The organism is Maridesulfovibrio salinus, assembly GCF_055394525.1.
In genome coordinates this window covers 2800475-2823886 of the sequence record NZ_AP042461.1, presented here as the reverse complement: position 1 = coordinate 2823886, position 23412 = coordinate 2800475, and the positions used below count along the sequence as shown (strand labels likewise).

The 23412-nt window shown below is 39.6% G+C and carries 20 protein-coding genes, 2 tRNA genes and 1 other RNA gene; 10 read left to right on the top strand and 13 right to left on the bottom strand.

Annotated features, from left to right (window positions below):
• The first annotated feature begins 569 nt into the window (after positions 1 to 569).
• The 4 genes from ACZ5PW_RS12845 (at position 570) to ACZ5PW_RS12830 (ending at position 6055) form a co-directional block, all read left to right on the top strand.
• The gene (locus tag ACZ5PW_RS12845; RefSeq protein WP_464554297.1) at positions 570 to 2783 is read left to right on the top strand and encodes an AAA family ATPase; all 2214 of its coding nucleotides are present in this window, start codon (positions 570 to 572) and stop codon (positions 2781 to 2783) included.
• Between the two features lie 140 nt (positions 2784 to 2923).
• A complete protein-coding gene (locus ACZ5PW_RS12840; RefSeq protein ID WP_464554293.1) occupies positions 2924 to 3643 on the top strand; it encodes a hypothetical protein in 720 nt (239 codons plus the stop codon).
• 198 nt (positions 3644 to 3841) lie between these two features.
• Entirely contained in the window at positions 3842 to 4402 is a 561-nt protein-coding gene (locus ACZ5PW_RS12835; protein ID WP_464554289.1) for a recombinase family protein, read from the top strand.
• Between the two features lie 231 nt (positions 4403 to 4633).
• On the top strand, positions 4634 to 6055 hold the full coding sequence (locus ACZ5PW_RS12830; RefSeq protein ID WP_464554286.1) for a hypothetical protein: 1422 nt from the start codon (positions 4634 to 4636) through the stop codon (positions 6053 to 6055).
• A 670-nt stretch (positions 6056 to 6725) separates the two neighbouring features.
• On the opposite strand, the gene ACZ5PW_RS12825 is transcribed toward ACZ5PW_RS12830, so the two are convergent.
• The 3 genes from ACZ5PW_RS12825 to ACZ5PW_RS12815 all read right to left on the bottom strand — a co-directional run bounded on the left by ACZ5PW_RS12825 (position 6726) and on the right by ACZ5PW_RS12815 (position 9429).
• Positions 6726 to 8495, bottom strand: a complete 1770-nt coding sequence (locus ACZ5PW_RS12825; RefSeq protein ID WP_464554282.1) for a tyrosine-type recombinase/integrase — start codon at positions 8493 to 8495, stop codon at positions 6726 to 6728.
• Positions 8496 to 8589: 94 nt separating this feature from the next.
• Positions 8590 to 8949, bottom strand: a transfer-messenger RNA (tmRNA) gene (gene ssrA, locus ACZ5PW_RS12820).
• Between the two features lie 138 nt (positions 8950 to 9087).
• Positions 9088 to 9429 (bottom strand): hypothetical protein, encoded by a 342-nt coding sequence (locus ACZ5PW_RS12815; RefSeq protein WP_464554277.1) that lies wholly within the window; start codon positions 9427 to 9429, stop codon positions 9088 to 9090.
• Between the two features lie 116 nt (positions 9430 to 9545).
• Between ACZ5PW_RS12815 and ACZ5PW_RS12810 the strand changes: the two genes are divergently transcribed.
• Positions 9546 to 9749: a hypothetical protein gene (locus ACZ5PW_RS12810; protein WP_464554274.1), complete on the top strand. Its 204-nt coding sequence runs from the start codon at positions 9546 to 9548 to the stop codon at positions 9747 to 9749.
• Here the strand turns inward: ACZ5PW_RS12810 and ACZ5PW_RS12805 are convergent.
• The 4 genes from ACZ5PW_RS12805 to ACZ5PW_RS12790 all read right to left on the bottom strand — a co-directional run bounded on the left by ACZ5PW_RS12805 (position 9694) and on the right by ACZ5PW_RS12790 (position 14223).
• A complete protein-coding gene (locus tag ACZ5PW_RS12805) occupies positions 9694 to 11121 on the bottom strand; it encodes a response regulator (RefSeq protein ID WP_464554271.1) in 1428 nt (475 codons plus the stop codon). The two genes, ACZ5PW_RS12810 and ACZ5PW_RS12805, sit on opposite strands and share 56 nt — an antisense overlap.
• A 143-nt stretch (positions 11122 to 11264) precedes the next feature.
• Positions 11265 to 12026 (bottom strand): DUF4198 domain-containing protein, encoded by a 762-nt coding sequence (locus tag ACZ5PW_RS12800; RefSeq protein ID WP_464554268.1) that lies wholly within the window; start codon positions 12024 to 12026, stop codon positions 11265 to 11267.
• A gap of 30 nt (positions 12027 to 12056) precedes the next feature.
• A complete protein-coding gene (locus tag ACZ5PW_RS12795) occupies positions 12057 to 12677 on the bottom strand; it encodes a hypothetical protein (RefSeq protein ID WP_464554265.1) in 621 nt (206 codons plus the stop codon).
• Positions 12678 to 12849: 172 nt separating this feature from the next.
• Positions 12850 to 14223: a hypothetical protein gene (locus ACZ5PW_RS12790; protein ID WP_464554261.1), complete on the bottom strand. Its 1374-nt coding sequence runs from the start codon at positions 14221 to 14223 to the stop codon at positions 12850 to 12852.
• 203 nt (positions 14224 to 14426) lie between these two features.
• On the opposite strand from ACZ5PW_RS12790, the gene ACZ5PW_RS12785 reads away from it, so the two are divergent.
• Positions 14427 to 15227 (top strand): substrate-binding periplasmic protein, encoded by an 801-nt coding sequence (locus ACZ5PW_RS12785; protein WP_464554258.1) that lies wholly within the window; start codon positions 14427 to 14429, stop codon positions 15225 to 15227.
• Here ACZ5PW_RS12785 and ACZ5PW_RS12780 read toward each other — a convergent pair.
• The 5 genes from ACZ5PW_RS12780 to ACZ5PW_RS12760 all read right to left on the bottom strand — a co-directional run bounded on the left by ACZ5PW_RS12780 (position 15211) and on the right by ACZ5PW_RS12760 (position 19347).
• Positions 15211 to 15636: a hypothetical protein gene (locus tag ACZ5PW_RS12780; protein ID WP_464554255.1), complete on the bottom strand. Its 426-nt coding sequence runs from the start codon at positions 15634 to 15636 to the stop codon at positions 15211 to 15213. The genes ACZ5PW_RS12785 and ACZ5PW_RS12780 overlap by 17 nt on opposite strands.
• Positions 15629 to 17818: an ABC transporter substrate-binding protein gene (locus tag ACZ5PW_RS12775; RefSeq protein WP_464554251.1), complete on the bottom strand. Its 2190-nt coding sequence runs from the start codon at positions 17816 to 17818 to the stop codon at positions 15629 to 15631. The genes ACZ5PW_RS12780 and ACZ5PW_RS12775 overlap by 8 nt, the downstream gene beginning before the upstream one ends.
• Before the next feature lie 293 nt (positions 17819 to 18111).
• Positions 18112 to 18188: transfer RNA gene (locus ACZ5PW_RS12770), tRNA-Met, on the bottom strand.
• 150 nt (positions 18189 to 18338) lie between these two features.
• Positions 18339 to 18415: transfer RNA gene (locus ACZ5PW_RS12765), tRNA-Met, on the bottom strand.
• Between the two features lie 137 nt (positions 18416 to 18552).
• Positions 18553 to 19347 (bottom strand): undecaprenyl-diphosphate phosphatase, encoded by a 795-nt coding sequence (locus ACZ5PW_RS12760; protein WP_464554248.1) that lies wholly within the window; start codon positions 19345 to 19347, stop codon positions 18553 to 18555.
• A 154-nt stretch (positions 19348 to 19501) separates the two neighbouring features.
• Here ACZ5PW_RS12760 and ACZ5PW_RS12755 point away from each other — a divergent pair, with 154 nt between their 5' ends.
• The 3 genes from ACZ5PW_RS12755 (at position 19502) to ACZ5PW_RS12745 (ending at position 22094) form a co-directional block, all read left to right on the top strand.
• The gene (locus ACZ5PW_RS12755) at positions 19502 to 19699 is read left to right on the top strand and encodes a hypothetical protein (protein ID WP_464554244.1); all 198 of its coding nucleotides are present in this window, start codon (positions 19502 to 19504) and stop codon (positions 19697 to 19699) included.
• Between the two features lie 107 nt (positions 19700 to 19806).
• Positions 19807 to 20967 carry an LPS export ABC transporter permease LptF gene (gene lptF / locus ACZ5PW_RS12750; protein WP_464554241.1) on the top strand — a complete coding sequence of 387 codons (1161 nt, stop codon included), beginning with the start codon at positions 19807 to 19809 and terminating at the stop codon, positions 20965 to 20967.
• Positions 20964 to 22094, top strand: a complete 1131-nt coding sequence (locus ACZ5PW_RS12745) for an LptF/LptG family permease (protein WP_464554239.1) — start codon at positions 20964 to 20966, stop codon at positions 22092 to 22094. Before lptF ends, ACZ5PW_RS12745 begins: the two co-directional genes overlap by 4 nt.
• A gap of 44 nt (positions 22095 to 22138) precedes the next feature.
• Here the strand turns inward: ACZ5PW_RS12745 and yihA are convergent, their stop codons facing one another.
• Entirely contained in the window at positions 22139 to 22753 is a 615-nt protein-coding gene (yihA, locus tag ACZ5PW_RS12740; protein WP_464554235.1) for a ribosome biogenesis GTP-binding protein YihA/YsxC, read from the bottom strand.
• Positions 22754 to 22882: 129 nt separating this feature from the next.
• Between yihA and ACZ5PW_RS12735 the strand changes: the two genes are divergently transcribed.
• Positions 22883 to 23338, top strand: coding sequence for a type II 3-dehydroquinate dehydratase (locus ACZ5PW_RS12735; RefSeq protein WP_464554232.1), 456 nt, complete (start codon positions 22883 to 22885; stop codon positions 23336 to 23338).
• Positions 23339 to 23412 lie beyond the last annotated feature (74 nt).

Genomic DNA, 23412 nt, shown 5'->3' with positions numbered 1-23412 from the left:
GTATTTGCGATATACTCGATCGTCTACCCATATCAAACCACGGATGTCAACGGGGTTAAGCGTACTATAACGAACGAAAAAAAGAAAAACCCTTGCTATTCGTATGAATAACAAGGGTTTAGCGTTCTTTGTGAAACTGTATGGGACAGTATGAAATCAATGAAATGGTGGAGGCGGGGAGAGATTCCATAAAAGCGAACATCAAAAGGCCCGTAGCGTTTGCCGCCGTATATTTTGTACTAGGGTATGTACTAAACTGGAAATTTGTCAATTCGATTCCTGAAATGGGAATCGAATTAGATTGTTTGGGCTGAATACTATTCCTAATCCTAATGCCGCAGGTTAGATTTATGTCGGAACTCCATCTTGTACAAAACTTGATAATATAAAAGGGTTAACTCGTTTCCTTCGTTAACCCTTTTATGCGTTTTTTGCGTAATATGATTCTTTAGCTAGTTAGAAGTATCCACCCCTATTGACCTCTTTATTTCTCAGTTCTACGATGCTGTTATTTTGTAAAGTATAGAGAGTGTCATGTGTTTGAAGTCATTAAATAAATGGGAGAAAACATGCTTAGGAGTATTACGCTAGATAATGTTGCCAGCTATAAAGAGGAAGCCCAAGAGATTGGCCCTTTGCAACCCTTAAATTTTATCTATGGGGAAAATGGGTGTGGTAAAAGTACGATAGCGGAACTTCTTGATTGTGAATTCAATGAGAGGACTCCAAGGAAAAATTTTTCAAATTGTTCTGTCTGCTCAGGATGGGAAGAGGGAACCAGTAGGAAAATTTGTGTCTATGATGCTGATTTTGTGAAGAGTGTTATCGAGCCAACAACCTTTGATGGCGTTTTTGTTATGGGTAAAGATGCTCCTGAACTTGAGAAGGAGCTTGTTGATAAGGAAGTAGAGATAGGTAAGCAAAACAAGGTGATTTCTGATGCAGAAGGGAATATCACCCAAATAAGTGATGAAATAGCATCAGAAGTAAAGGAATTTACTGATTATTGTTGGAAAATAGGGACACCTTATAGCGGAATGTTCAATGAAGCATACATAGGATACAAAAAACCTCATAAGAAATTTATGGCGCGGTGCATTGAATTTGCCGAAAAAGAGGAAGAAAGTAAAAGTTTAGAAGAGTTACAAGAAGCTGCTAAATTATACTTCTCACCAGATGGTAGGCCAGAAGATTTAAATTCTCTTCCTATTTTTAGCTGGGTAGAATTCTCTAGTCTGGAAGGGCATTCAATTTTGGAAAAAGCCATAAAAGGGAAAGAAGATACCACTATTGCTGAGTTGATTGCGACTTTAGGCAACAATGATTGGGTTGACCAAGGTCGTGACTTTTTTGATGGGGTGAAGTGTCCCTTTTGTCAGCAGGAAGCTCCCAAGTCACTTCGAGAAGATTTAGAGAGCTATTTTGATGAGACTTATAAGCAGCAAAAAGAAATTTTGAGTGAGTTTGCGGAACAATTTGAAACTGAAATGCAGCAGCTTGTCCAGAGTATAAATGATTATGCTGAACTCGAAAATGAATTATTTAAATTTGAAGATGTTAAACTTGCCTTAAAAGCTATTGAAGCATCAATTATTAGAAATAAAAATGAAATTAATAGAAAAATAAAAGAACCTAGCGAAGTAATCTCATTTGAAAAAATTACGGAGCAGCTTGAATTTATCTTTGGCGTAATAACATCATCTAATAAGGCTATTGAAGTTTACAATAAAAAGCTAGGTACGTTTGATGATGGAAAGAAGCAGTTAAAGAAAGATATTTGGACTTACTTGGGTGCTAAGGTTAGTCCTGCTTACAAAGCATATAAAAGAAAAGTGAGTGGACAAAATAGGGGTATAACAAATCTCATTGATAAAAAGTCTGCTGCAGAGAGTGAAATTACTAACTTAAAATTGAGAATTAGTGAAATTGGTGAAAAACTGAAAAATATTGCAAAGCCAGCCCAAGACATCAACAATATACTTCAGCAATTTGGTTTTTCAAATTTTACTATAACTCAGGTAGATGAACAGGCTAAGTATTCAATAGTCAGAGAAAATGGAGATCTTGCAAATACCACACTAAGTGAGGGTGAGAAAACATTCATAGCCTTTTTGTATTTTTATCAGATGGTAAAAGGTGTTGATCCAGAATCAAACACATTGGACGATAAGATCATTGTTTTTGACGATCCTGTTTCGAGTTTGGACAGTAAGGTGTTGTATGTTGTTTCAAGACTCATTAATGACCTTATGAAAAGTCGGAGTGAAGTTAAAATTCACCAAATATTTTTGCTAACCCATAATATATATTTTTTTAAGGAAGTTACTCCAAGAAGTAACGATCATGCACTGCTGGCAATTTCAAATTTTTGGTTGATTAGAAAATCTGCTGACAAGTCAATTGTTGAAAACCATGAGTCAAATAATCCAATAAGATCAAGCTATCAAATGCTGTGGGAAGAAGTAAAATCCGCAGATAAGTATCCCGATCTTGACTTAAGAAATACTCTTAGGCGTATTTTGGAAAATTATTTTAAAATATTTGGTGATATGAATATTCGAGATTTAGCGACTGGATTTTCAGGAGATAATGAACAGATTTGTCATTCATTGCTGGATTGGGTGAATGATGGTTCTCACTACGTAGGTGATGATCTGTTTATTGCTCAAACACCACAAGCAAGAGAGAATTACCTCAAAGTTTTTGAAGCAATCTTCGCTAATAACGGACAGGGCGGTCACTTTGAACTCATGATGGGAAGGGTTCCTCAGCCTATTGGGTAGGTTGTTCACCAATCAACATTTGTTTTAGTGTGCCCAACCTACTCAAAACGATTGATATTAAATCGGCAATATAGATATAATGCAATTAACAAAAATAGAATAATATAAGTACTAAAACTTCATTTAAAATAAGGCTTAATATGCTCATCTGCTTCGACAATGGTTATGAAACAGAGTTTCATTGGGATGACTTTGAATCAATATTTAAAAGGCTTAACATCTCCAGATTCGGTCAATTTGATATATGTGACAATACATTCAATCATCCTAACTACTGTGAATATAGAGATAAAATTAAAAAATATAGTTTTATCCTTCACTACAAAGGCCAAGATACAAGGGTGATAAATTCTATATATGAAGTGGCTATAAAAGAAATTTTAAAAGAAGTTAAAGAAATAGGTCATTATAACCCTGCTATGCCTTTATCGTCATATGTTGTGTTTGAGTGTATTTATCCTCATAAGCCCAACAATAGTCTATATAATGCAATAATAGAAAAAGAAGAAGAGGACTTTAGATGCTATCTCGAAGCGCAAAAGATAGAGGACGAAGAGAAAAACAGAAGAAAAGAAGTTAATAAAAAATTTCATAAAACTAGATTAATAGCAAAAAATGTAGAGCATCAAATTAACAGTCAATTATTTAACATTCAAAAGACAGAAGAAGCCTATTTAAATGTCCTCTTCATAAGAATCATAAAACATGATGCTTCATTGTCTAAATTTAGAAAAACAGAGGAACAAATTAGCAGACAAGTGATTTTTGATAGAAAGACAACAAGAAAACAGATATTAAAAAAATTTTATTCTAATTTGAAAAAATATTTCCCGCATACAAATAAAAAACAGTCAACATAAACAATACGCCATCACATCTAATCAGTAGAATCAACACAACTATAACTACTCATTAAGATTACATTTTAAGTATACCCTAATTGGAATAGGGTGCTTTTGTTTTAAGTTTCCATTTTAGGTTTGAAAATAAGCTTAAAATGGAATTCCAATTGACATTTAAATTTCAATTGGAATATATGTAACTCATGGAGACATCGAATGAGTAAAATATATACCTATGCAAGAGTAAGTACTGCTGATCAGAATTTAATCGCCCAAAAAGAGGTTTTAGAGGCTGCTTACCCAGAAGCGATACTATTTGAAGAAAAGCAGAGTGGGACCAGCATGAAGGACCGCAGCGAATTAGAAACGATCCTCAAAGTCGTAGGTGAGGGCGATAAGCTTGTAGTTTGGAAACTTGACCGACTAGCTAGAAATATGGCTGATCTTTCTCGCATTGTTGAACATCTAGAAGGCAAGTCAGCAAGTCTTGAAATACTAGATCAGAAAATTGATACAGATACAGCTAGCGGTAAAGCCTTTCTTCAGATGCTTGGAGTCTTTGCTGAATTTGAAACTAACCTACGCAAGGAACGACAAGCAGTAGGAATTGCCAAAGCAAAAGCTGAAGGAAAATATAAGGGGAAACAAATTAATCAAAAGAAACACGAAAAAGCCAAAGAACTTCTCAGGGCTGGTTACAAAGTGGCTGATATTGAAAAACTTTCTGGGTTGAAAAAAAGCACCATCTACAACATCAAGTCAAAGTTTGATATTTAAAATAGTAATGCTTGTGTGAATTTTCGTTTGACATTCTATAGCTAGGCGTGTAAATGCTTACTTACGTAGGGTAGCGAAGACCTGTTTTAAAATTGGCCGCATATATTTTTTATGCGGCCTTAAACTATTTAATCGCTGAAAGGCACATGGAGAAGATTATGAACTTCGCCAAAATGAGAAACGGCACTCACCAAAACCGTGAACAAAATTTAAAACCAAGAGGTAATATTTATGATGAACATTTTTGCTCAGGAGTCTTCTATTGATGATCTAAAAATCCCAGTGCATTATTCTTATTTACTAGATGCATACAACAGAAAAGGATTTAAAAACCTTGGAGGACTAGTAGATAAAATATGGCAAAAAGCAAGAAGAAGCTTAAAGGGTAACCATAAAAAAACTAAAAAAAGATATAACAATGTATTACATCAATTTTTATTAAATCTATATATTACTTATTCAGCTTGTGAATATATGTATCTTGCCGTCCCATTAAGTGCTTCAGATTATAGTAAAGATTCACGACTTTATTCTTTGTCTTTTACCTATGAGGCTGTCAAAAACGTACTTACAATATTAAAGGAACAAGAATTAATATATACAATCAAAGGGGAGTGGGCAGGAGAATATTGTGAAGGAACCAGAACTAGAATTATACATACAGAAAAACTAAGAGATTATTTCAAAGAATACCATGTTGATCCTGATTTAACGATAGTCGAACACGAAGCAATAGTTTTAAGAAAAAAAACAAAGAAAAAGAGGAAAGGTAAGAAAACAATTAGGATACCGGGGGAAAAAATTGAGATTACAGATGAGCTGATAACAGAAGAATATCTTCAAATGTTGAAAAACATAAAAGAGATAAACGAATTTCAGAGCTCAGGTGTATGGCAATTAGATATGTCGAAAAGAGATTATATATTAGAAATCATAACTGTTAAAAATAAAGAAAAAAAACAAAAGAAAAAAAACTCTCAGCACACCAAAAATAAACGCAGAACCATTTATCCTCCAAATCCATATAGGCATAAATATTGTCGGGTGTTTAATTGTGACTTTGGACATGGTGGTAGATTCTATAGTTTTTGGATTCAGACAATACGAAGTAAGTTTCGGGAAAAAATACTTTGCAACGGACAACCAACCGTTGAGCTCGATTATATCGCTCTTCATCCTAATTTATTGTATAGCAGATCGGGAATAAAGCTTTCTACTGATCCTTATAAAATTACTGGATACAAAAAAGAGAGAAAAATTATAAAGTTGCTATTTAATATGCTCATTAATGCGAACACTGAGCGGGGTGCTATGTCTGCTCTCGTGGAAAAGATTGATGAAAGCGATGAATTAAAGAAAAAATTCGGACATTGTAAAGATAAAGAATGGATCAAGCAAGCAATTGTAGCTATAAAAAAGAAGCATGCTAAAATAAAACAATATCTTGGCACTGGTGTCGGCACAGAACTCCAGAAAGAAGACTCCGATATAGCAGAAAAAATACTCTTAGAATTAACACGAAGAAAAATTTATGCTGTATGCATTCATGATTCATTTATTGTTCAAGAGCAACATGAGAACATTCTGGAAGAGCTGATGAGAAAATACTCTAAAGAAGTATGTGGAATTGAACTCGATGTAGACAAAAAATAGCCACTTTTGAAGCACTGTAACTCGTTTAACCCAGTAGTTACGGTGCTTCTTTTTCCTCGTATAATGGAGTACAGCCTTATATCTTTCTCTATTTCTGTATCTTTGGAGAGAGAGGTGACCAAGAGAGATAGGGATAAAGAAGAAGAAGAAGAAGAAAGAATAGAATGAATTAGAGTTGATTAAATTAAATTACATAGATAGAGTTTGGTGACATAGATTGAGATAGATATAGTTATTAATTAATTTAATTTATTATTAAAGTAAAAAAAAAAAATTATTATTATTTTTAAACAATGCATAGGTACTGAGAGAGAGTTAATTAATAGGCTGAAAAAAAAATAAAAAAATAGTATATTATATGTAAAAAACTGTTTTTTAACATAACTTAAACCATCTATCTAAAACAATATATTTTTAATGTGTGATTAATATGTTTGAAACCTTGAGAAAAACGAGCTTGTGACCATGAAGCTCGGTTTTTTTATAATTTTTATACAGTTTTGAATGACTGTTTTTTGAACACCCTCAACAAAGAATCTATGTCCCATTTAGAGACTACTGCAAGATGATAAAAATACTCTTGATTTGAATCAAAAATATTAGTTCCTGTATTTCCAGACTCGTCCATATGCAAACATTGAACGCTCCTTAATCGTACTGATTGATCTTTTTAGAGAACATATTTTGATTTCATCAAATGCGTAAGGTCTAATTCTTGATCAAAGCTGATTTGTGAGACTATTTTTTCATACATGGTTTTAAGATTATATGCTTTACCATAGCGATCCATAGTCATACTTCCGAAGGAGTGTCCATCGAATTCATGAAGTAGCTTTAAGTCAACTTGCTTTTGCTTTAAGTGGTCAATAGCAGTGTGTCTAAAGCTATGGAAATCTTTCTTTGGTGTTTGGGTGCTCGTAATGCCACAAAGTGCCTTATAGCCCTGTTTAGAGCCTACTCCATGCCCATTGAACCAACGGCTAACTGCTTGTCCGTATCCATCTCGACCATAGTTTAATTCTGGAAACAAACGTTTGTGACCTTCTGATTTCAGTTTTTCCGCATAAGCAGGGAGATTGAGTGTTTTGCTTAAAAAATCATGAAGTGGAACTTTTCTTCTGGCGTTCTTATTTTTCAGTTTTTTAGTTTTAGTGTCGTCATTAATATCAATATACCAAATATCTCCTTCTTTCTTGATGTCATGGAGATGAAGCTGGGCTATCTCTGTTTGCCGCATTCCTGTGAATAGGGCTATTGGAATCACCCAGAACATGAAAGGTTTCTTAAAGCTATCGTTTAAGTATTCGTCTGAATTAAAAAGACGTTGAAGTTTATCATTGCTATATACAGCCCTTAATTCAGAATCTTTGGTTGCAACAGATAGTTCTAATCCTTCGGCAGGGTTAACGGTCATCTTTTCCAGCTTTATAGCGAATTTGAATAGGGATGAAAGTCTATTCAAATTTTTGTTTACTGTGGTCGTGGACATTGGATTTTTAACGTTCATTTTAAGAATTTCTCGAATTGATTTATTTCTGAATTGCTTGGATTTATTCCTGTTTGCTGGAAGTTTAGTCAATGCTTCCCGGTAGTCCCTAACAAGGTGATAATCGATGTCTGCGCAAAAAATGCTTTCCCCTGCGAATTCGAGAAAGTTGTTATAGCAAGCAAGGTTTTCTGATTTGGTTTTTTCAGACCATCTACCAGCGGATTCACGGTCAAAGGTGTATTCGGTTATAATGACAGATAAAGGGGTTTTCTCGACTGTTATTTCTTTTTGAGGAACCTTTTCAGTGATTGGAGCCGTTTTAGTTTCAGAATTATCAACTATGTGATTGGAAGAGGTCTGCATTCTATATTGTTCTGGTATAGGTGGATTTTCACCTTGGCTACGAGCGTAAATCAAGCGGTGTGCGTCAATATTTGCTAGTGAAACTTCATTGAGAAAATTGCCATCCATATCAGTTGCAGGGTAGTCAATTCCGCACTCATTAGCCGCAAATTTGGCAAGACGACGCGCACCAAAGAACTTTTTATTCTTATGTTTTTCAAGCATTTCATTGAGGGCATGCTTTTCGAAATCTTTAAAGTCCTTGAAGTCATATCCACTAAATTTTTCGAGAAATTTCATGTGACGATAACCAGTTAAGCTGTCATCAAGAACTTTGTTGTAAACAGTAAGGGTTTGATGAAATACAGTCTTTAAAATTTTGCGTTTATCGTCATTAGATAGTTTATTGTTATCCATTAATTCTCTCGCTTTGTTCAGTAGGGCTGATATTTTTTCATTCAATAACAAAGCCTTGCTCTGAGCTTCAAGTTTATTTCCAGTTCTCAGAGATTTTTTGATTTCTTGTTTACCGAGATAAGGACGAAGCATTGAAGGGATCGCCTTGCGGTAATGATATGTGTTGCCCTGAAGGCATAAAAAAAGGCTCATAACATGTCCTTTTGTACTAGCTTATGTACTAAACTTGTACTGGATATGCTACGAGCCTTTTTTTCTTTGAAAAAGTCCAATTATTTCAATTGGGTGGTGGAGGCGGGGAGAGTCGAACTCCCGTCCGAGAATGCTCCACCAAGATGTCTACAGGTTTAGTTCAAGTATTGTTTCTCGTCCACATGAACGCCCCTGAACAGGCAACACATGGACCAGCGCGTGCTAGGTTCTCACCCTCTCACGGACGTGCAACGCGAGAGTAGCCAGCCTGATGGGGTTGTTGTCAAAGCTAATATCAGACATCAAAGCTATGACATGGCAAGCTTAATTAAGCTGCCATTGCGTAATCGTAATTGTCGTTTGCAATTATGATTGTGCCGCTTTTTACGTGGCCAGCGGCGCCACGACCTGCAACCTTGGCTTCATTCACCCCCGTCGAAACCTGTGCGCCCCCATTTCAAAGAACTGCTTCTGTTAATATGATATGCATTAACAAAGATGATGCAAGGGTGTGCAACAAAAAGAAATTTGCAGCCCTTGCGGGTGAAGAGTGTTGTATCTATATCATTGTTCGGCTGTTGGCAAGGCCCTGTTAAGGAGACTGGTGATTTTCTTTCCAGCCATTTTTACACGGGCCGCAGAGTTTGTCGCACAAGGAATCGGCAAGAGGGTCAAATCCCCCTGTCCGCACTTCTCCGGTAAGCCTGTTGCGGCAGGAGTATTCAATTTCATATTCACAGACCCAGTCTGACAGAATATCTCCGTTAACGTCAGTGCATTTGATTTGAACTGCTCCGAAGTTAACTCTTTGATCAATACACCCCACCTGCTGATCACATCTGTATTCAATAGTTTCCGCATATGCGCCTGAATAAAACAAAGCAACTATCAAAAAAGGGAGCAGGGGGGATAAAAGGCAGTACAATGTTTTCATGTTTTCTCCCTGTGTCTGACTTAATGTGAAAATAATTCTAGAATATTAAGTCTTTCTTGTCACTGAACAAAGTGATAGAACTCTTTGATATTTTAAATTGAATCTCGGGAGGAACTATGCAGAATCCTTTTAAATTCTATCAGTATGAAGATAATGCCTACATTTACGATACCAACCAGAAAAGAGTTTTTCAGATGGGTGTAGATGAAAGTGCTGATGTTGATGAAGGCTTGGAAAAAACAATCCTTAATGAAGGTGAAGAAATCAGTAAGGAGAGAGCGTGGGAGATTTGTGGTCTGGATAAATTGCAGCCTTGTTGAGTGTTCCGGGGAAGTCTGGCTTAAGCTCAGTCATAACTTCCCCGAATGCTCCCACACATTCGCTGCATAATTCATCTGTGGACTTTTCCTGAATAAAATCCATTGTGTCAGAATGGGTGAAAGCCTTCTTGTAGGGGCGGTCAGTAGTTAGCGCATCATAAACATCCGCAACGGAGATAATCCTGGCCCAAAGAGGAATCTCAGATCCACTTAATCCGTGTGGATAGCCTTTACCATTCATTTTTTCATGATGATGCAATACCGCCGGGATAATGTCTTCCATACTGGGAATCGGCTTAAGTATTTCCGCACCAAGAACGGGATGCTGCTTTATGACCGCAAATTCCTGATCGGTGAGTGGACCGTTTTTCAGCAGGATATCATCACGTATTCCGATTTTGCCCAGATCATGAAGGCGGGCGGCAAACTCAATTCTTTCAACTTCAGTGGTTGAAAGAGTCAATTTTTCCGCAATTTTTACTGAAATATGCGCTACGGTATCTGAATGACCGCGAGTATAGGAGTCCTTAGCCTCAAGAGCTTGAATCAGGCTCGTGATACTTCCCATCAGCAATGTTCTTTCTTTTTTAAACAGCTCCCGTTGCTGCAAAAGAATCTGGAAATGGTCGCTTAAGAGCTTCTCGGCAGTAATTACAAGCTGATCAATATTGAACGGCTTCACCAGAAAAGCCGATGCTCCTTTATGAAGCAGTTCACGCATTGTCCTGCGGTCTGATCCGGAACTCATTATCACAAAAGGAATATGGGCGAGTTGCGGATGATTCTGGACTTTCTCACATAGAGTAACCCCGTCCATCACAGGCATGCAGATGTCGGAAAGGATCAGGTCCGGCGCAACTTCGCTGACAATTTCATAGGCTTCAGCTCCATTTCTGGCTGTCACCACCTTGAATCCTGCGGCACTAAGTCCTGTCTTCACTATCTTCAGAATATATTTGGAATCATCTACAACCAATACCAGTCTGTCCCGAAGCAGTTTTGATCGGTTCAGGATATCCTGTATATACGGCAGTAGATCGCGTCTGGCTTTATTCTTTGTGATATAGGCTGATGCTCCGACTTCAAACCCTTTTTCGATCTGGTCGTTCTTTTCGTTGCTGGAGAGAATAATGACAGGAGTAGACTGCGTTTCTGGGTTGTTTTTGATCTCAGTGCATAGCTGATACCCGTTGATCCCCGGCATGGTAATATCTGTTATGACCAGATCGTAATGATTCTCACGGGTAAGACTCAACCCCTGAAGGCCATCCTCGGCTTCAGTAACATCAATAGAGTGCTTACGCAGTTGAGAGCAGATGACAGAACGGATGGTTTTGCTATCATCTACTATTAATACCTGCGGGTTACGCATCAATTCTCCGTTTTATATAATTATACTTATAATGCGTGCACGCCAATAAGCCACAGCCGCCTCAGTTTTCATAATTACAGCCGTATAAAAAGTAAAGGCCGAAACACTTTGTTTCGGCCTTTACTGACATATCATGGTAAAATTTATTTAGAGCTGTAAGGGAGCATTTCAATCCACAGAACAGCACCCAGTTCTACATCCTTACCTTTAATCTTATAATCCGCATCGTTCAGACCTGCAAAACCCCACCATCCGGCTTTGGGACATACAAATGTGAAAACTCCATTGGAATCACAAAGAACTTCCTGTGTAACCATGCAGTCAGAGGGAGATGTGTATTTGGAGTCTTTGTTATAATATTCAACTTCAACTCTGGTAAATGGAGCCGGTTTTCCGTCCAGAAGCACAATTCCCTGAAAAACATTGCCTGCATAGTTACCCCAAGGGCGGGTGAGTGGAACAATTTCGGTCTTGACTCCGAGGGCCTTGTTCCATTCTTCTCCTTCATCGAAAGCTGAAACCACAGTCTTGGTGTAATGGATAATATAATTGTCCTCAGCAGGTTCCGGATAAGGAGTGGGCTCCATAAAAAATGTGTACATACCGGGACGTTTGAACTTGTACTCGGCTTTAAAAGCTTTGTGGTCCATTATCTGAGTTTCTTTAAGTGATTTCAGGAGACTTGTTTCTTTCCCATCAAAATATACGCTGAACTTTTTAGGAGTGACAAGATCCATTCCGACCATTTCAAAGGGGTGTGAAAAAGACAGTTGTAATTCTGCAGACTTTTTGGACGGTGAAATGATTGACTTCTCGGGAATGAGCATTCCGAAATGGGCAAAAGCAGTACCGCAGAAGCTCACGACAAGGACAGCAGTCAGCAGAAGTAGATTCAGTTTTCGCATCAGTTAACTCCTAAGTTTAGGTTTGTTTAATTACTTCTTTCTGGAAGCAACGAAGGCAGCAACACCGAACAGGCCGAAGATATAACCTATCCCGGACAATATTTCGTGAATACCAGGACTTTTTTCCTGCTGATCAATCAGCATTCTTTTGATTGTTTCAAGCTTAGTATTCAACATTGATATTTGTTTCTTTAATTCAGGTAGTTCAGAAACATTAACAGAGGAGTCAGGAGAATCGCTCTTTATTTGCGCAATATTATTTTGTTGAGCAGGAGGGGATGTTTGTGATTCGGGGAAGATCTCGTCTGCGGTCAGAATCCATTCACCGCGGTGTCCTTCAGATGCAACAAGGACTATTTTTAGTCCTGACGGCTGGGATTTAATACTATCCGGTATAGAAAAAACAAAATCTCCGTTATCATCAGTAATACCTTTTAAAATTAATTCATCATCAATGAGCTTCAAGACTTGAATCTCTCCTTGATGCACTCTTTTTTTCTTACTGAAATAACTTTCAGTGTAAACTTTATCGCCCTCGATATAAGCGAAAACACTGACTCTGTGAGCATGAACTATTGAAGGGACAGAAAGTAGAATCAACAACATCAGCAAGGAAGAGATATTACGGAAACTGTAAGAATTAAAAATCAATTAAATCTCCTTTGCGTTTATTCAATTTAAAGTTGTCAGTCTTTTGTGTTACTTGTTTAAAAAATGTAGTACAACTATGAACCCTCAAGGTCAATGTTGAATAAGAAATTTCTTACAGATCAAAAAAAAGCCGGTATGGCCGGCTTTTGCAAAATTCTGATTATGTTTGGGGTCAATCAAATGTGAAACCAAAGTTGATAGTTGTATCAAAGAAACCGTCAGGATCATTTGATTTGGTTCCGAGAGTTTTAAGATATCTCATGTCTGTTCCTATAGTTAATCCTGAATCAAATTCATACATTATGCCTGCACCACCACCAAGAACAGGAGCTCCGTCAGAAATGTTGAAGATGGTATCCGGGTAGGAGAACAGTGAATAACCTCCGTGCAGTGCTACGTATGGTGTCCAATGAGGATCTGTATAAAATCTGTAAAGCAGGGCACCTGTTAAAGTATAGGTATTAAAACTTTTACTTTTGTAGTCATAAGTTGAGTTTGTAGAATTACTGATGCTACCGGATTTACCTGATGTACTGCTGACGGTAAAATCTCCACCGACTCCCCATCCTGAAGGATAGAAATGTCTTACAGTAGCACCGCCCATTGCTCCAAAATTAGAATATGGCACTTTACCTGACGGTTCCATCTTGAACTGTGTTCCTGCCGCACCGCCTACATAGGTCTCGCTCTTTTTCTTAGGGACCAGAAAACCGCTGTTTTTTTGTCTTCTGGTGTTTTTTTGTACCCTGACAGCCAGGTCATAATCTTTTTTGGCTATATCTCCCGGTTCCTGCATTTTCTTGTCCTCCGCTTCCGGGCGGTGAATTGCTGCTGGCTGAGTACTGTGCGAATATTGTGGCAGGGATGGGGGAGCTGCATTTTCAGGTGTCTGAACAATCGTCTGCCGCACCGGCCAGAACCCGAGTCCCTGTGGCTGACTTACTTTTACATAACGGATTTGTGGAGGACTTGTATGCGAATTGTCAGACTTTATGTCATTTGGTGCGACCTCATAAGTTTTATCCGAATTTTCCCTGGAAATTGTTGAGGACTCAGGTTCAATGTCTTTTGACTTACCTTCCAATTCCGCGAGAATATCTTCAGTAGATGGCTTCGTGTTCTGCTGCTCCACTGTATTATTCGTCTGAACCGTTTCCTCTGTTGAATCCGGTTCCGGTTTATTGATTTCCACAGTCGCGGTAGGTGCAGCTTGACTCTGGACAACACCCGCATCAAGTAAGTTTTTTGTTAGAGATTCTCCGTCTATGGTTATTTCTCCGATTGTGGTGTCTCCGGATTTACTTAGCTCCCTTACATCAACATTTTTCATCAAAGCAAGATTGCTGCTTTCCAGAAGGGCTTTGCTGGATGAAATATTGTTTGCAGGCATTACCCCGGCAAGCCTAACTTTGACCGGAGTGTTGTCATCTTTGAGTATGATAAAGGTGTCGGCGCTTTCTATGGCAACTACTTTTCCCTCCCAGGCTATGACTATAGAGGGAAGAGCAAGAAGGATAATAATAAAAGCCGCGATTGTTTTTTTCATATTTACAACCAGGTTGAATTTAATGCTTTATGTAATGAAGATCGGTTATGTTTCGATAAACTTAACCTGATCAGCTATTATAAATTGTTTTTGATTCTTATATAATATTTTCTCGGCAATAATTCATCCCTGTCTGTACTCATTTGTTATCAAATTTAATTAGTGGTATGATCTATTGCAAACAATATATTTAAGGAACCTAAATGTATAAACTTTTAAATTTTCTGGTTTTGTTGTCAATACTGATGCCAGTTGGGGCACAAGCAGAGAAGCTTTTGTTTGTTACTCTGGATAACACTCCCCAAGCTTATTTTGAAGGAGAACAAGTGACCGGTTTTTTGACTGAGATCGTTAACGAAGCTGCCAGAAGGGCCGGATATCAGTCCCAAGTTAAGATTGTACCATGGAAAAGGGCACTGGGGATGACAGAGAAAGGACTTGCCGATGCTGTATTTAATGCCGGTTACAATTTTGACCGTGAAAAATACCTAAGATACTCTAAAACTGTGTTAATGACAGAAAAGGTTGTGGCCATAAAAAAAACCGGAACCAGTTTTTATCTGGGATATGACTTAAAGGAGGCTGAAGGATTAAGGGTAGGAGTTGGTAGAGGTTTTTTCTATGGAAACAGGATTCAGGAAGCCATAGAACAAAAAAAATTCAGGAGAATAGAAGAAGTCCCAAATATTGATCAAAATATAAAAAAGCTGTTGCTGGGTCGCATAGATATTTTTTTCGGAGATTACTATCCGGTTATGCGTTTTTTAAGTGATCAGGGACTCCTGGATGAAGTTGAGTTTATTTCAGATAATAAAACCGCTGCTCCGATTATTTACGCAGAATCTGAGACTTATCTGGCTTTTTCCAGAAAAAAAAGCACAATTCCCTTTTTTCGAGTGAATAGTGCTCTGGAAGAAATGAAACGGGATGGCACTTATGACTCAATCATCATGAAATATATGCCTCACATTAAGGATTTAATAAAAACTAACGCCAGCCGATAGGCTCATAACCTTTCTCTCGCAGACAACGTTCGACAAAATTTCTATAAAGTGAATCCTCGGTATCCTGAACCGCTCCTCCTGCTGCACCTCCGGCGGCTCCTCCTGCTGCCCCGGCAAGGGCGGATGACCCGGGACTGCCGGTCACAATTCCTATTCCAAGTCCTATAGCTCCTCCAACCAGACCGCCTTTAAGTCCAGTTTTTGCAGCAGTTTTGCCTCTTGATTGTTTACCAACACTTTTTTCTGCGAATTCGAGGCAATAATTAATATCCTCAGAGGCTTTGGCCTGTCCAACTTCCTGATAGTGCTCATTAGGATAGAGTTTTGGCTTTTTTGCACAGGCAGGGCAGGCAATAACAATGACTATAAGTGCGAAGAATACTGTTTTGATATTTGTTTTGTTACTCATTAAGGTTGTCCTTCGGTAATTTAATTGTGAATTTAGAGCCTCTGCCAATCTCCGTCTCAACTTCAAACGTTCCGTGGTGGTTCTGGGTAATTATAAAAAATGAAACAGAAAGTCCGAGCCCGGTTCCCAGTCCTGGAGACTTGGTGGTGAAGAATGGTTCAAATATTCTTCTCTTAACCTCATTGCTCATTCCCGGACCATTATCTTCCACTTCAATGGTGATGCTTTCCTTGTCCTGTCTTGTGCGCAGTGTAAGCCTTGGCTGTCGTAATTTAGAGGTCTCGTACATTGCGTATGCTGCGTTTTTGATCATATTAAGCAGAACCTGCTCTATTTCAATCCGGTAACAGGTGACAAGGTCCATGTTTTCGTCATAATCTTTAACTATTTCAGTATGTCTGAAATCGTATTTTTTACGGAGATCATAATCACATGAAATAATATCAACTATTCCGTCAAGCAGGTCATTAACATTACATCCGGTTTTACCCACTTCATTCTTACGGGTGAAATCAAGCATGTTTTTAACTATCAATGCCGCACGTTCCCCGGATGATTTGATTCCGTCCAGCATTCTTATAACACCGCGCTCATCAAGATAATTATATATACAATCGCAACTGCATCCCAGATTTCTGGCAATTTCATCGTTTACCATGGTATCGGGTGATACGCGTCTTTTTATGTTTTGAGTTGCCTGTAATATCCCCGCAAGAGGATTGTTTATCTCATGTGCCATTCCTGCTGCCAGACCGCCAACGGAAAGCATTTTTTCTGTTTGTATGAGTAGGTCCTGAGTCTTGACTTTTTCGGTCATATCCACAATTGAGGCAACTCGGTCCGGGCTGCCGTCTATTTTTTCTACATAAACATGAACATTTCTAACTTCGCCATTACTGCATACAAATTTAAAATCGTAAGAGTTGGGAACAGAAATGTTTTCGTGGCTTCTTGCCTTGGAATATTCACGCATGCGTGGCAGGTCATTCGGAGCAACGAAATCAGTCCATTTAACTTTGTTTTCAATGTCACGGACGTCCAGCCCGCAGAGTTCGGCGAAATTAATGTTACAGCGCTTTATTATATGATCTTCACTTAAAATAACTGTTGCCGTTCCCGTATTTTCGAAAAGACTACGATAATATTTTTCACTGTTTTTAAGTTTGTTCTCAAAGATTTTTCTTGTACTGATCTCTTTTTTTAATTTTCTTGCAATATGTAATGTAAAAAAAAGAATAATAATAATTAATGAAAACAAAGCAGTTACAAAAACAGCTGTTTCCTGTTTAAGCACAAGTCTTCCGGCTGTGGGGTCAAAGAAAAAATCTGACAGTTTCCTTTCTGGTAGGTCTTGATATATAGACCGAAAGCTCTGACCTATATGTTTCCATCGCGCGGGATTGGTATGTCCTACCTTTATAAGGTCCGGCTGAATGAGTTTTTTTATTGCATCAGCTTCAAATTTCAGATGCTCTCGGGTTTTTAATGACCCATATTTATTTATAATTATTTCAATTAGTTCATCAGTATGTTCAAGAGCATAGATCCAGCCTTTTATGCTGGCCCGCAGAAACTTGCGCACTTTTTCCGGATAGCTGACAGCCAGTGCACGGGATGTAAAAAGAGTGTCTCCATAAAAATCAATGCCATAAGTAGAAGGATAGATAACTGAATATGGCTTTTGATCTTGCTCAAGGTAAAAAGGCTGGTTGGTCGTGTAGGCTGCTATTACATCTATATTATTATTGAAGTAGTCTTCTGGGGTAGCAAATCTGTCTATCAGGCTGATCTTGTCCAGACTGATTCCCTGCTTCAAAAGCATAGCTCTAAGTTCCACATCCTGCGATGCCATACTCATAAGAACTCTTTTCCCAATCAAATCATGAGGATCATGGAGCAGGGGAGGAGTCTTTGAAATAAAAACCAGAGGGGAATGTTGAAATATGGAAGCTAGGAGCACCACATCTTTTCCTTCAAGGAAATCGAGCAGAAGGGCTGAATTACTGACACCGAAATCAGCATTACCCTTGAGAACTTCATCGACAGGGTCGAGTTTCAGATCCCTTTCAATAATATTTACGTCAAGACCTTCGTCCTTATAAAATCCTTTTTCCTTTGCGGCGTAATATCCCGCAAACTGGAATTGATGAAACCATTTGAGTTGAAGACTAACCGGTTGCAACCCTACTGCATGGGTAGGAATCGCTAATAAAAGTGTCGCTATTAAAATAATCAAGCAGACCGTATTTTTTTTATTAGCGCTATCTATTAATTTGTAGAATACTCCGTGCATCAAGATGGCAACCTTTTCAGAGAGTTGTAGTGTTTGATATAAAGGATACCAAAAAGATCAGCTTTTGGAAACGAAAGGATGCGCGATAAAGGAAGTTACGAAAAGGTTGTACTCAGTCTTAAACTTTGTGACCGTTAAATCAAAAAAAAGCCCTCTGCATATGCAGAGGGCTTGAATCTTCATGGTAGCGAGGGAGGGAATTGAACCCCCGGCACTGCGGATATGAGCCGCATGCTCTAACCATCTGAGCTACCTCGCCATGTGTGGGCTTCCTGCCCAACGAGGATTGTGTTTATACACTCTTGAAAGTCTTGGCAAGTAAAAAATGACTTAAATTAAAAATAGTTACATATTTGCAGGTTTATGAAAAGAAAAAGCCCTCTGCGTATGCAAAGGGCTTGAATCTTCATGGTAGCGAGGGAGGGAATTGAACCCCCGGCACTGCGGATATGAGCCGCATGCTCTAACCATCTGAGCTACCTCGCCATGATGTGGACTTCCCGTCCAACGAGGAGATGTACTATACGCTATGGTTCTGCTTGGCAAGTAAAAAATTAACTTTTTCATAATTTTTATTAAGCATGGAATTTAATCAAGCAATAAAAAACATTAATTTTTGCTACTTATGACCAAAACAGAAGAACTAGAGGAGCAATTGCCAGCCTGTAATAGGCAAAGGGGCGAAGGGTCAGCTTGCCCAGCAGGTATATAAAACCTTTCACAGCTGCCCAGGCAGAAATGAAGGAAACAACAAAGCCGACAGTCAAAAACGGAATATCCGCCACGGTGAAAAGCTGGTAGCTTTTGAGCATATCATATCCGGTTGCAGCGAACATAATCGGCACTGCGGCGATAAAAGAATATTCCGCAGCGACTTTACGTTTGGCTCCCAGCAGCATACCGCCCATGATTGTAGCAGCCGATCGGGAGAAGCCGGGCCATAGGGCCAGACATTGAAAGCAGCCGATACCAAAAGCCAGGCGAGGAGTTACTTCATCCAGAGACAGGCACTCGGGAGTCCGTTCTTTTTTTTCAACGATCAGAATCATGATCGCGCCGATACCAAGTGCCCAGGCTACAGTATAAGGATTGAAAAGATGTTCCTTGATATATCCGTGAGCCAGTAGTCCCAGTAGCGAAGCGGGCAGGCTTGTCAGGAAAAGCATACACAGTCCTCTTAATCCGGAGAAACGCTGTCCGGGAACAGGAAAGAGTAGTCCCCAGAAACGTTGCCAGTAAAGGACGACCACGGCAAGAATCGCACCTAGTTGAATTGCAACTTCAAAGCTGGCCGCTTTCTCTCCGGTGAATCCCAGTAGATGTCCCGTGATGATCAGATGCCCGGTGCTCGATACCGGAAGAAATTCCGTAAGCCCCTCAACAACGCCCAGAATGGCGGCAGTGAAAAGAGATGTCATTCGTATACCTTTAGGAAATTAATTTGTGTGGTTGAATTTAAAATCAGAATCTGTCTGCAAATGGGTATGCCAGCCTGCACAAAGTTGCAAGGTCCTTAAAGCTGGTGTACTGTTAAAAATTAATAATCCACGTCAAAAATAAGGATAAATATACATGACTACCGTAGTCCCACCATGCGAACTTACCCGAAAAGCCGTTAAATGGATATCTGAGCAGCGTACAGAGACGGATAAACCTTTAGCAGCTCTTTTAGAAGAGGCTGCAATGAGATTCAACATTTCACCTAAGGATATGGAATTCATGGAACGTTTTTTCGCGGAAAACAGCACCGAACTTCCTGAGTGTGACTAATCTTTTCTTTTTGGAATACTTTCATTGCTCCATGGCATTTCAAATTGCAAAGCAGGGTCTGTTGCGTCTGCTGAACATCATCTGCTGTATACATAGCGGGAATTAAATTGAAACTTCTTCATCGCCAGATTTTCAAAGAACTTATCTCTATATTTACATTGAGTATCAGTGGTTTTATGGGACTCATCCTGATCGGAAGACTTCTTCAGTTCCGTGATTTGTTCATGGGACAAAGCATTGGTATTCTTGAGATGGGTAAACTTTTCATCTATTTATGTCCGTTCTTTTTGTTGATACTCACTCCTATAGCCACCATGCTTTCAATTTTTCTTACTTTTCTGAGAATGAATGCGGATAACGAAATTACCGCGCTCAAATCAGGAGGGTTAAGTCTTTACAGGCTGTTGCCGGCACCACTTATATTTTGTGTGCTTTGTACCGGAGCTGACGTATTCTTTTCACTTTACGGTCTTTCCTGGGGGACTGAAAACTTTAGAAGTTCCTTGATGGAGCTTGCTCGGACCCAAAGTCAACTCGCCCTAAAACCCGGTGTTTTTAATAAGGACTTCCCCGGACTGGTTTTCTACGCGGACAAGGTTGATGACAAAAACGGAGTTATGAACTCGGTTTTTGTCCGTGATAATACGCGTAAAGGAATGACAGCTACAATTGTAGCCCCTAAAGGAGAAATTCTCACAGATCCGACCCGTGGAAGGTTACTTATTCATCTTGAAAATGGGCGTATCTATCAGCAGGAACGTGAACAGCTGAGCGTTCTGAAATTCAAGAATTATAATGTCCGGATTCCATTGGCCAACATACTTAAGGGGTATGATGTAGACGAATTACGCCCCAAAGAGATGTCATGGGAAAAGCTGGTCCGTATCAGCAGATCCGGGGACCGGGCTGAGGAAATTGATCCCAATTTTTTCCGAAAAGTTAAAGTAGAAGTTCAAAAAAGGCTGGCCCTTCCGGTCGCATGTCTTGTTTTAGGTATGTTTGCCATGCCTATTGCCTGTATCTTCCGGGGACTTAAGCAGCAGTACGGTTTACTAATTTCAATGGGGCTTTTCCTGGTATATTACACCATGCTTTCTCTGGGTGTGACCTTTGGAGAGAGCGGGGTGCTGACTCCGGTTATCGGGTTGTGGCTGCCAAATGTAAGTTTTGCCGTTATTTCAATCGTATTACTTAGAATGGCAGTAATGGAACACTCATTCAGTTTCAGGTTCTCATTTATCAAAAAGTTCAGGAGGAAGGCGGCATGATAAGAAGACTTCTTCCCGGATATCTGTCCTCATACGTCATGAAGCAGAACCTTTTTCTGATGTGTGTAACTCTTGGTGTTGGAACCGGTATTTATCTGCTTTCCGACCTTTTTGACCGTTTGGATGATTTTATCGAGGCCGGTCTTGGGGCTGGAACCATTCTGCGTTATTTCATAGTGAAAATGCCGCTTATTTTTTCCCAGATACTTCCGGCTGTATTTTTGATATCCATGACGATCCAGCTATGCGTAATGGCTCGCAGTAAAGAGCTGCTGGCCCTTCGCACCGGGGGGCTTTCGCTGGCCTGGTTTCTGCGTTTTTTTGTAATCTATGCCATTATCTGGTCGCTTGGACAGCTGATGTTCTCTCAGGTAATCGGCGTTTATGGTGAACAGGAGGCATACCGCATCTGGAAAGAAGATGTGCGTAAAAATCAGCTTGATCGAAGGGTGCTTAAAAATATCTGGCTCAAAGAAGGACGCTTTGTCGTGGAAGCCAAGGAAGTGATGCCTTTTGCCAACAGGGCCAAAGATATTACTCTCTATGAATTCGCAGATGATAACAGCGGGATTCTTAGGGTTATCACTTCCGAGAGTGCTGAAGTGAGTGAAAAGTACGGTTGGAAGCTTGAGAATGCGGTTGAACTCAGCCCGGACCGTTTTTCTTCACGAAAACATCCCATTTTTACCATTCCGATTAAAATAAATCTTGAAGTGTTCAAAGTAGTCGACCCTGACCTTGATCCGGCCCAGCTTCCACTCTGGCAACTGGATAAGGTAATTTCACAGCTTGAGCAGTCGGGATCACATGTAGACCGTCTTATAACCGCTTGGCATTCAAAGTGGTCATATGCATTTTCTCTGCTGACCATGGCGCTGGTTTCCCTTGCACTGGTCACCATTACCGAGAATATTTATCTCAATATTGGACTCGGTCTGGCCCTGACATTCGTCTACTATGCTTTGTTTATGGTGGGAGCGTCAGCTGGGGATTCCGGATTTCTGCCTCCGGTTATCGCGGCATGGCTGGGTAATATACTGGTCAGTTCAGCGGCGCTGATAAGACTGGGATGGGTTCTGATACCGGAATCTACTGGAAAATATCTTGCTAAACTCAAGAATAATTAGATAGTTAAAAGCCTCCGCTGATTCACACAGCGGAGGCTTTTGAATTAATCTGCACTTTCTACGGATTCATCGACTTCAGCCAGTTCCGGAATGGCTGTAACATCAAGAAGATTCCAGAGTCTGGTCCGGTTCATGCCACTTTTACTGGAAGTACATAAAGGCTTTACCTTCAGGATATCTTCCCATTGATTCTGTATTTTAGCACGGTCTTTCTGTTTTGTTTTGTCCGATTTAGTCATGATCGGCAGTATGGGAATATCGCAGTGTTTGAAATAAGAAATCATTTCAATGTCATTTTTCTGCGGAGTAAGGCGGCTGTCCAGTAAAACCACGGCGGCGGCTATATAGGAATTGCCCTGAAGATATTTGTCAATCAGTTCTCCCCATTTTGCGCGTTCTTTTTTTGAGCAGCGGGCATAACCGTATCCCGGAAGGTCCACTATATAGTAACCGTGGGGGACAACTTCATAATAGTTCAGACTTCTGGTTTTGCCGGGAGTTGAGCTTATCTTGGCAAGCTTCTTTTGCCCCGCAAGGCAGTTTATAAGTGAGGATTTTCCAACATTGGATCGGCCTGCGAGAATGATCTGCGGAGCAGCTATTTCTTCAATTTGATTGATCTCGTAGACAGTTTTAATTAATTGAAGGCTATTATTCATAAGGAACTTTCCTTGATTTTTGTTATTAATTGCAGCGAAGACTGATCTCTTATTTGTGCTTGTCAGTCAAGTTTAATGATGTTTCAAGAAACTGTTCCGGTCAACCTGAAAAATTATAAGGTGTTTCTAATGAAAACATTTCTTATTTTAAACGGCCCTAATCTCGGCTATGTGGGCAAACGCCAACCGGAAATATACGGCTCTGATAAAATAGAAGATATTCCGGAACACCTGCGTACTCTCATGGGAGCGCGGGCTGATGAAATAAAGCTTGAATTCTTCCAGTCCAACTCGGAAGGCGCCCTGATAGACAGGCTTGAAAAAGCCCGGCAGGACGGTATTGACGGGATAGCCTTCAATGCCGGAGCATATACACATACCAGTCTGGCAATTGCGGACTGTCTCGCCTGGATTGAAGTTCCATGTATTGAGGTGCACATCAGCAATATCTGGGCAAGGACTGAAGACCCTGTCCGCCAGCAAAGCTTTATGGGAAAACAGTGCATTGGAGTAATTGCCGGATTTGGAATTATGAGCTATGCCTTGGCCGTTCAAGCATTATTTTCGCATGTGACAGCTGACTGATTCACGGTTTTTTCTGTCATTAGTGCAAAGCTTCAGTCCACTTGCAAGGTTGACTGAATTTATTGAAACGCTGT

Coding starts and splice junctions, on each gene's coding strand:
- ACZ5PW_RS12845 (WP_464554297.1), top strand. CDS start 570: ATGCTTAGGAGTATTACGCTAGATAATGTTGCCAGCTATAAAGAGGAA.
- ACZ5PW_RS12840 (WP_464554293.1), top strand. CDS start 2,924: ATGCTCATCTGCTTCGACAATGGTTATGAAACAGAGTTTCATTGGGAT.
- ACZ5PW_RS12835 (WP_464554289.1), top strand. CDS start 3,842: ATGAGTAAAATATATACCTATGCAAGAGTAAGTACTGCTGATCAGAAT.
- ACZ5PW_RS12830 (WP_464554286.1), top strand. CDS start 4,634: ATGATGAACATTTTTGCTCAGGAGTCTTCTATTGATGATCTAAAAATC.
- ACZ5PW_RS12825 (WP_464554282.1), bottom strand. CDS start 8,495: ATGAGCCTTTTTTTATGCCTTCAGGGCAACACATATCATTACCGCAAG.
- ACZ5PW_RS12815 (WP_464554277.1), bottom strand. CDS start 9,429: ATGAAAACATTGTACTGCCTTTTATCCCCCCTGCTCCCTTTTTTGATA.
- ACZ5PW_RS12810 (WP_464554274.1), top strand. CDS start 9,546: ATGCAGAATCCTTTTAAATTCTATCAGTATGAAGATAATGCCTACATT.
- ACZ5PW_RS12805 (WP_464554271.1), bottom strand. CDS start 11,121: ATGCGTAACCCGCAGGTATTAATAGTAGATGATAGCAAAACCATCCGT.
- ACZ5PW_RS12800 (WP_464554268.1), bottom strand. CDS start 12,026: ATGCGAAAACTGAATCTACTTCTGCTGACTGCTGTCCTTGTCGTGAGC.
- ACZ5PW_RS12790 (WP_464554261.1), bottom strand. CDS start 14,223: ATGAAAAAAACAATCGCGGCTTTTATTATTATCCTTCTTGCTCTTCCC.
- ACZ5PW_RS12785 (WP_464554258.1), top strand. CDS start 14,427: ATGTATAAACTTTTAAATTTTCTGGTTTTGTTGTCAATACTGATGCCA.
- ACZ5PW_RS12780 (WP_464554255.1), bottom strand. CDS start 15,636: ATGAGTAACAAAACAAATATCAAAACAGTATTCTTCGCACTTATAGTC.
- ACZ5PW_RS12760 (WP_464554248.1), bottom strand. CDS start 19,347: ATGACATCTCTTTTCACTGCCGCCATTCTGGGCGTTGTTGAGGGGCTT.
- ACZ5PW_RS12755 (WP_464554244.1), top strand. CDS start 19,502: ATGACTACCGTAGTCCCACCATGCGAACTTACCCGAAAAGCCGTTAAA.
- ACZ5PW_RS12745 (WP_464554239.1), top strand. CDS start 20,964: ATGATAAGAAGACTTCTTCCCGGATATCTGTCCTCATACGTCATGAAG.
- yihA (WP_464554235.1), bottom strand. CDS start 22,753: ATGAATAATAGCCTTCAATTAATTAAAACTGTCTACGAGATCAATCAA.
- ACZ5PW_RS12735 (WP_464554232.1), top strand. CDS start 22,883: ATGAAAACATTTCTTATTTTAAACGGCCCTAATCTCGGCTATGTGGGC.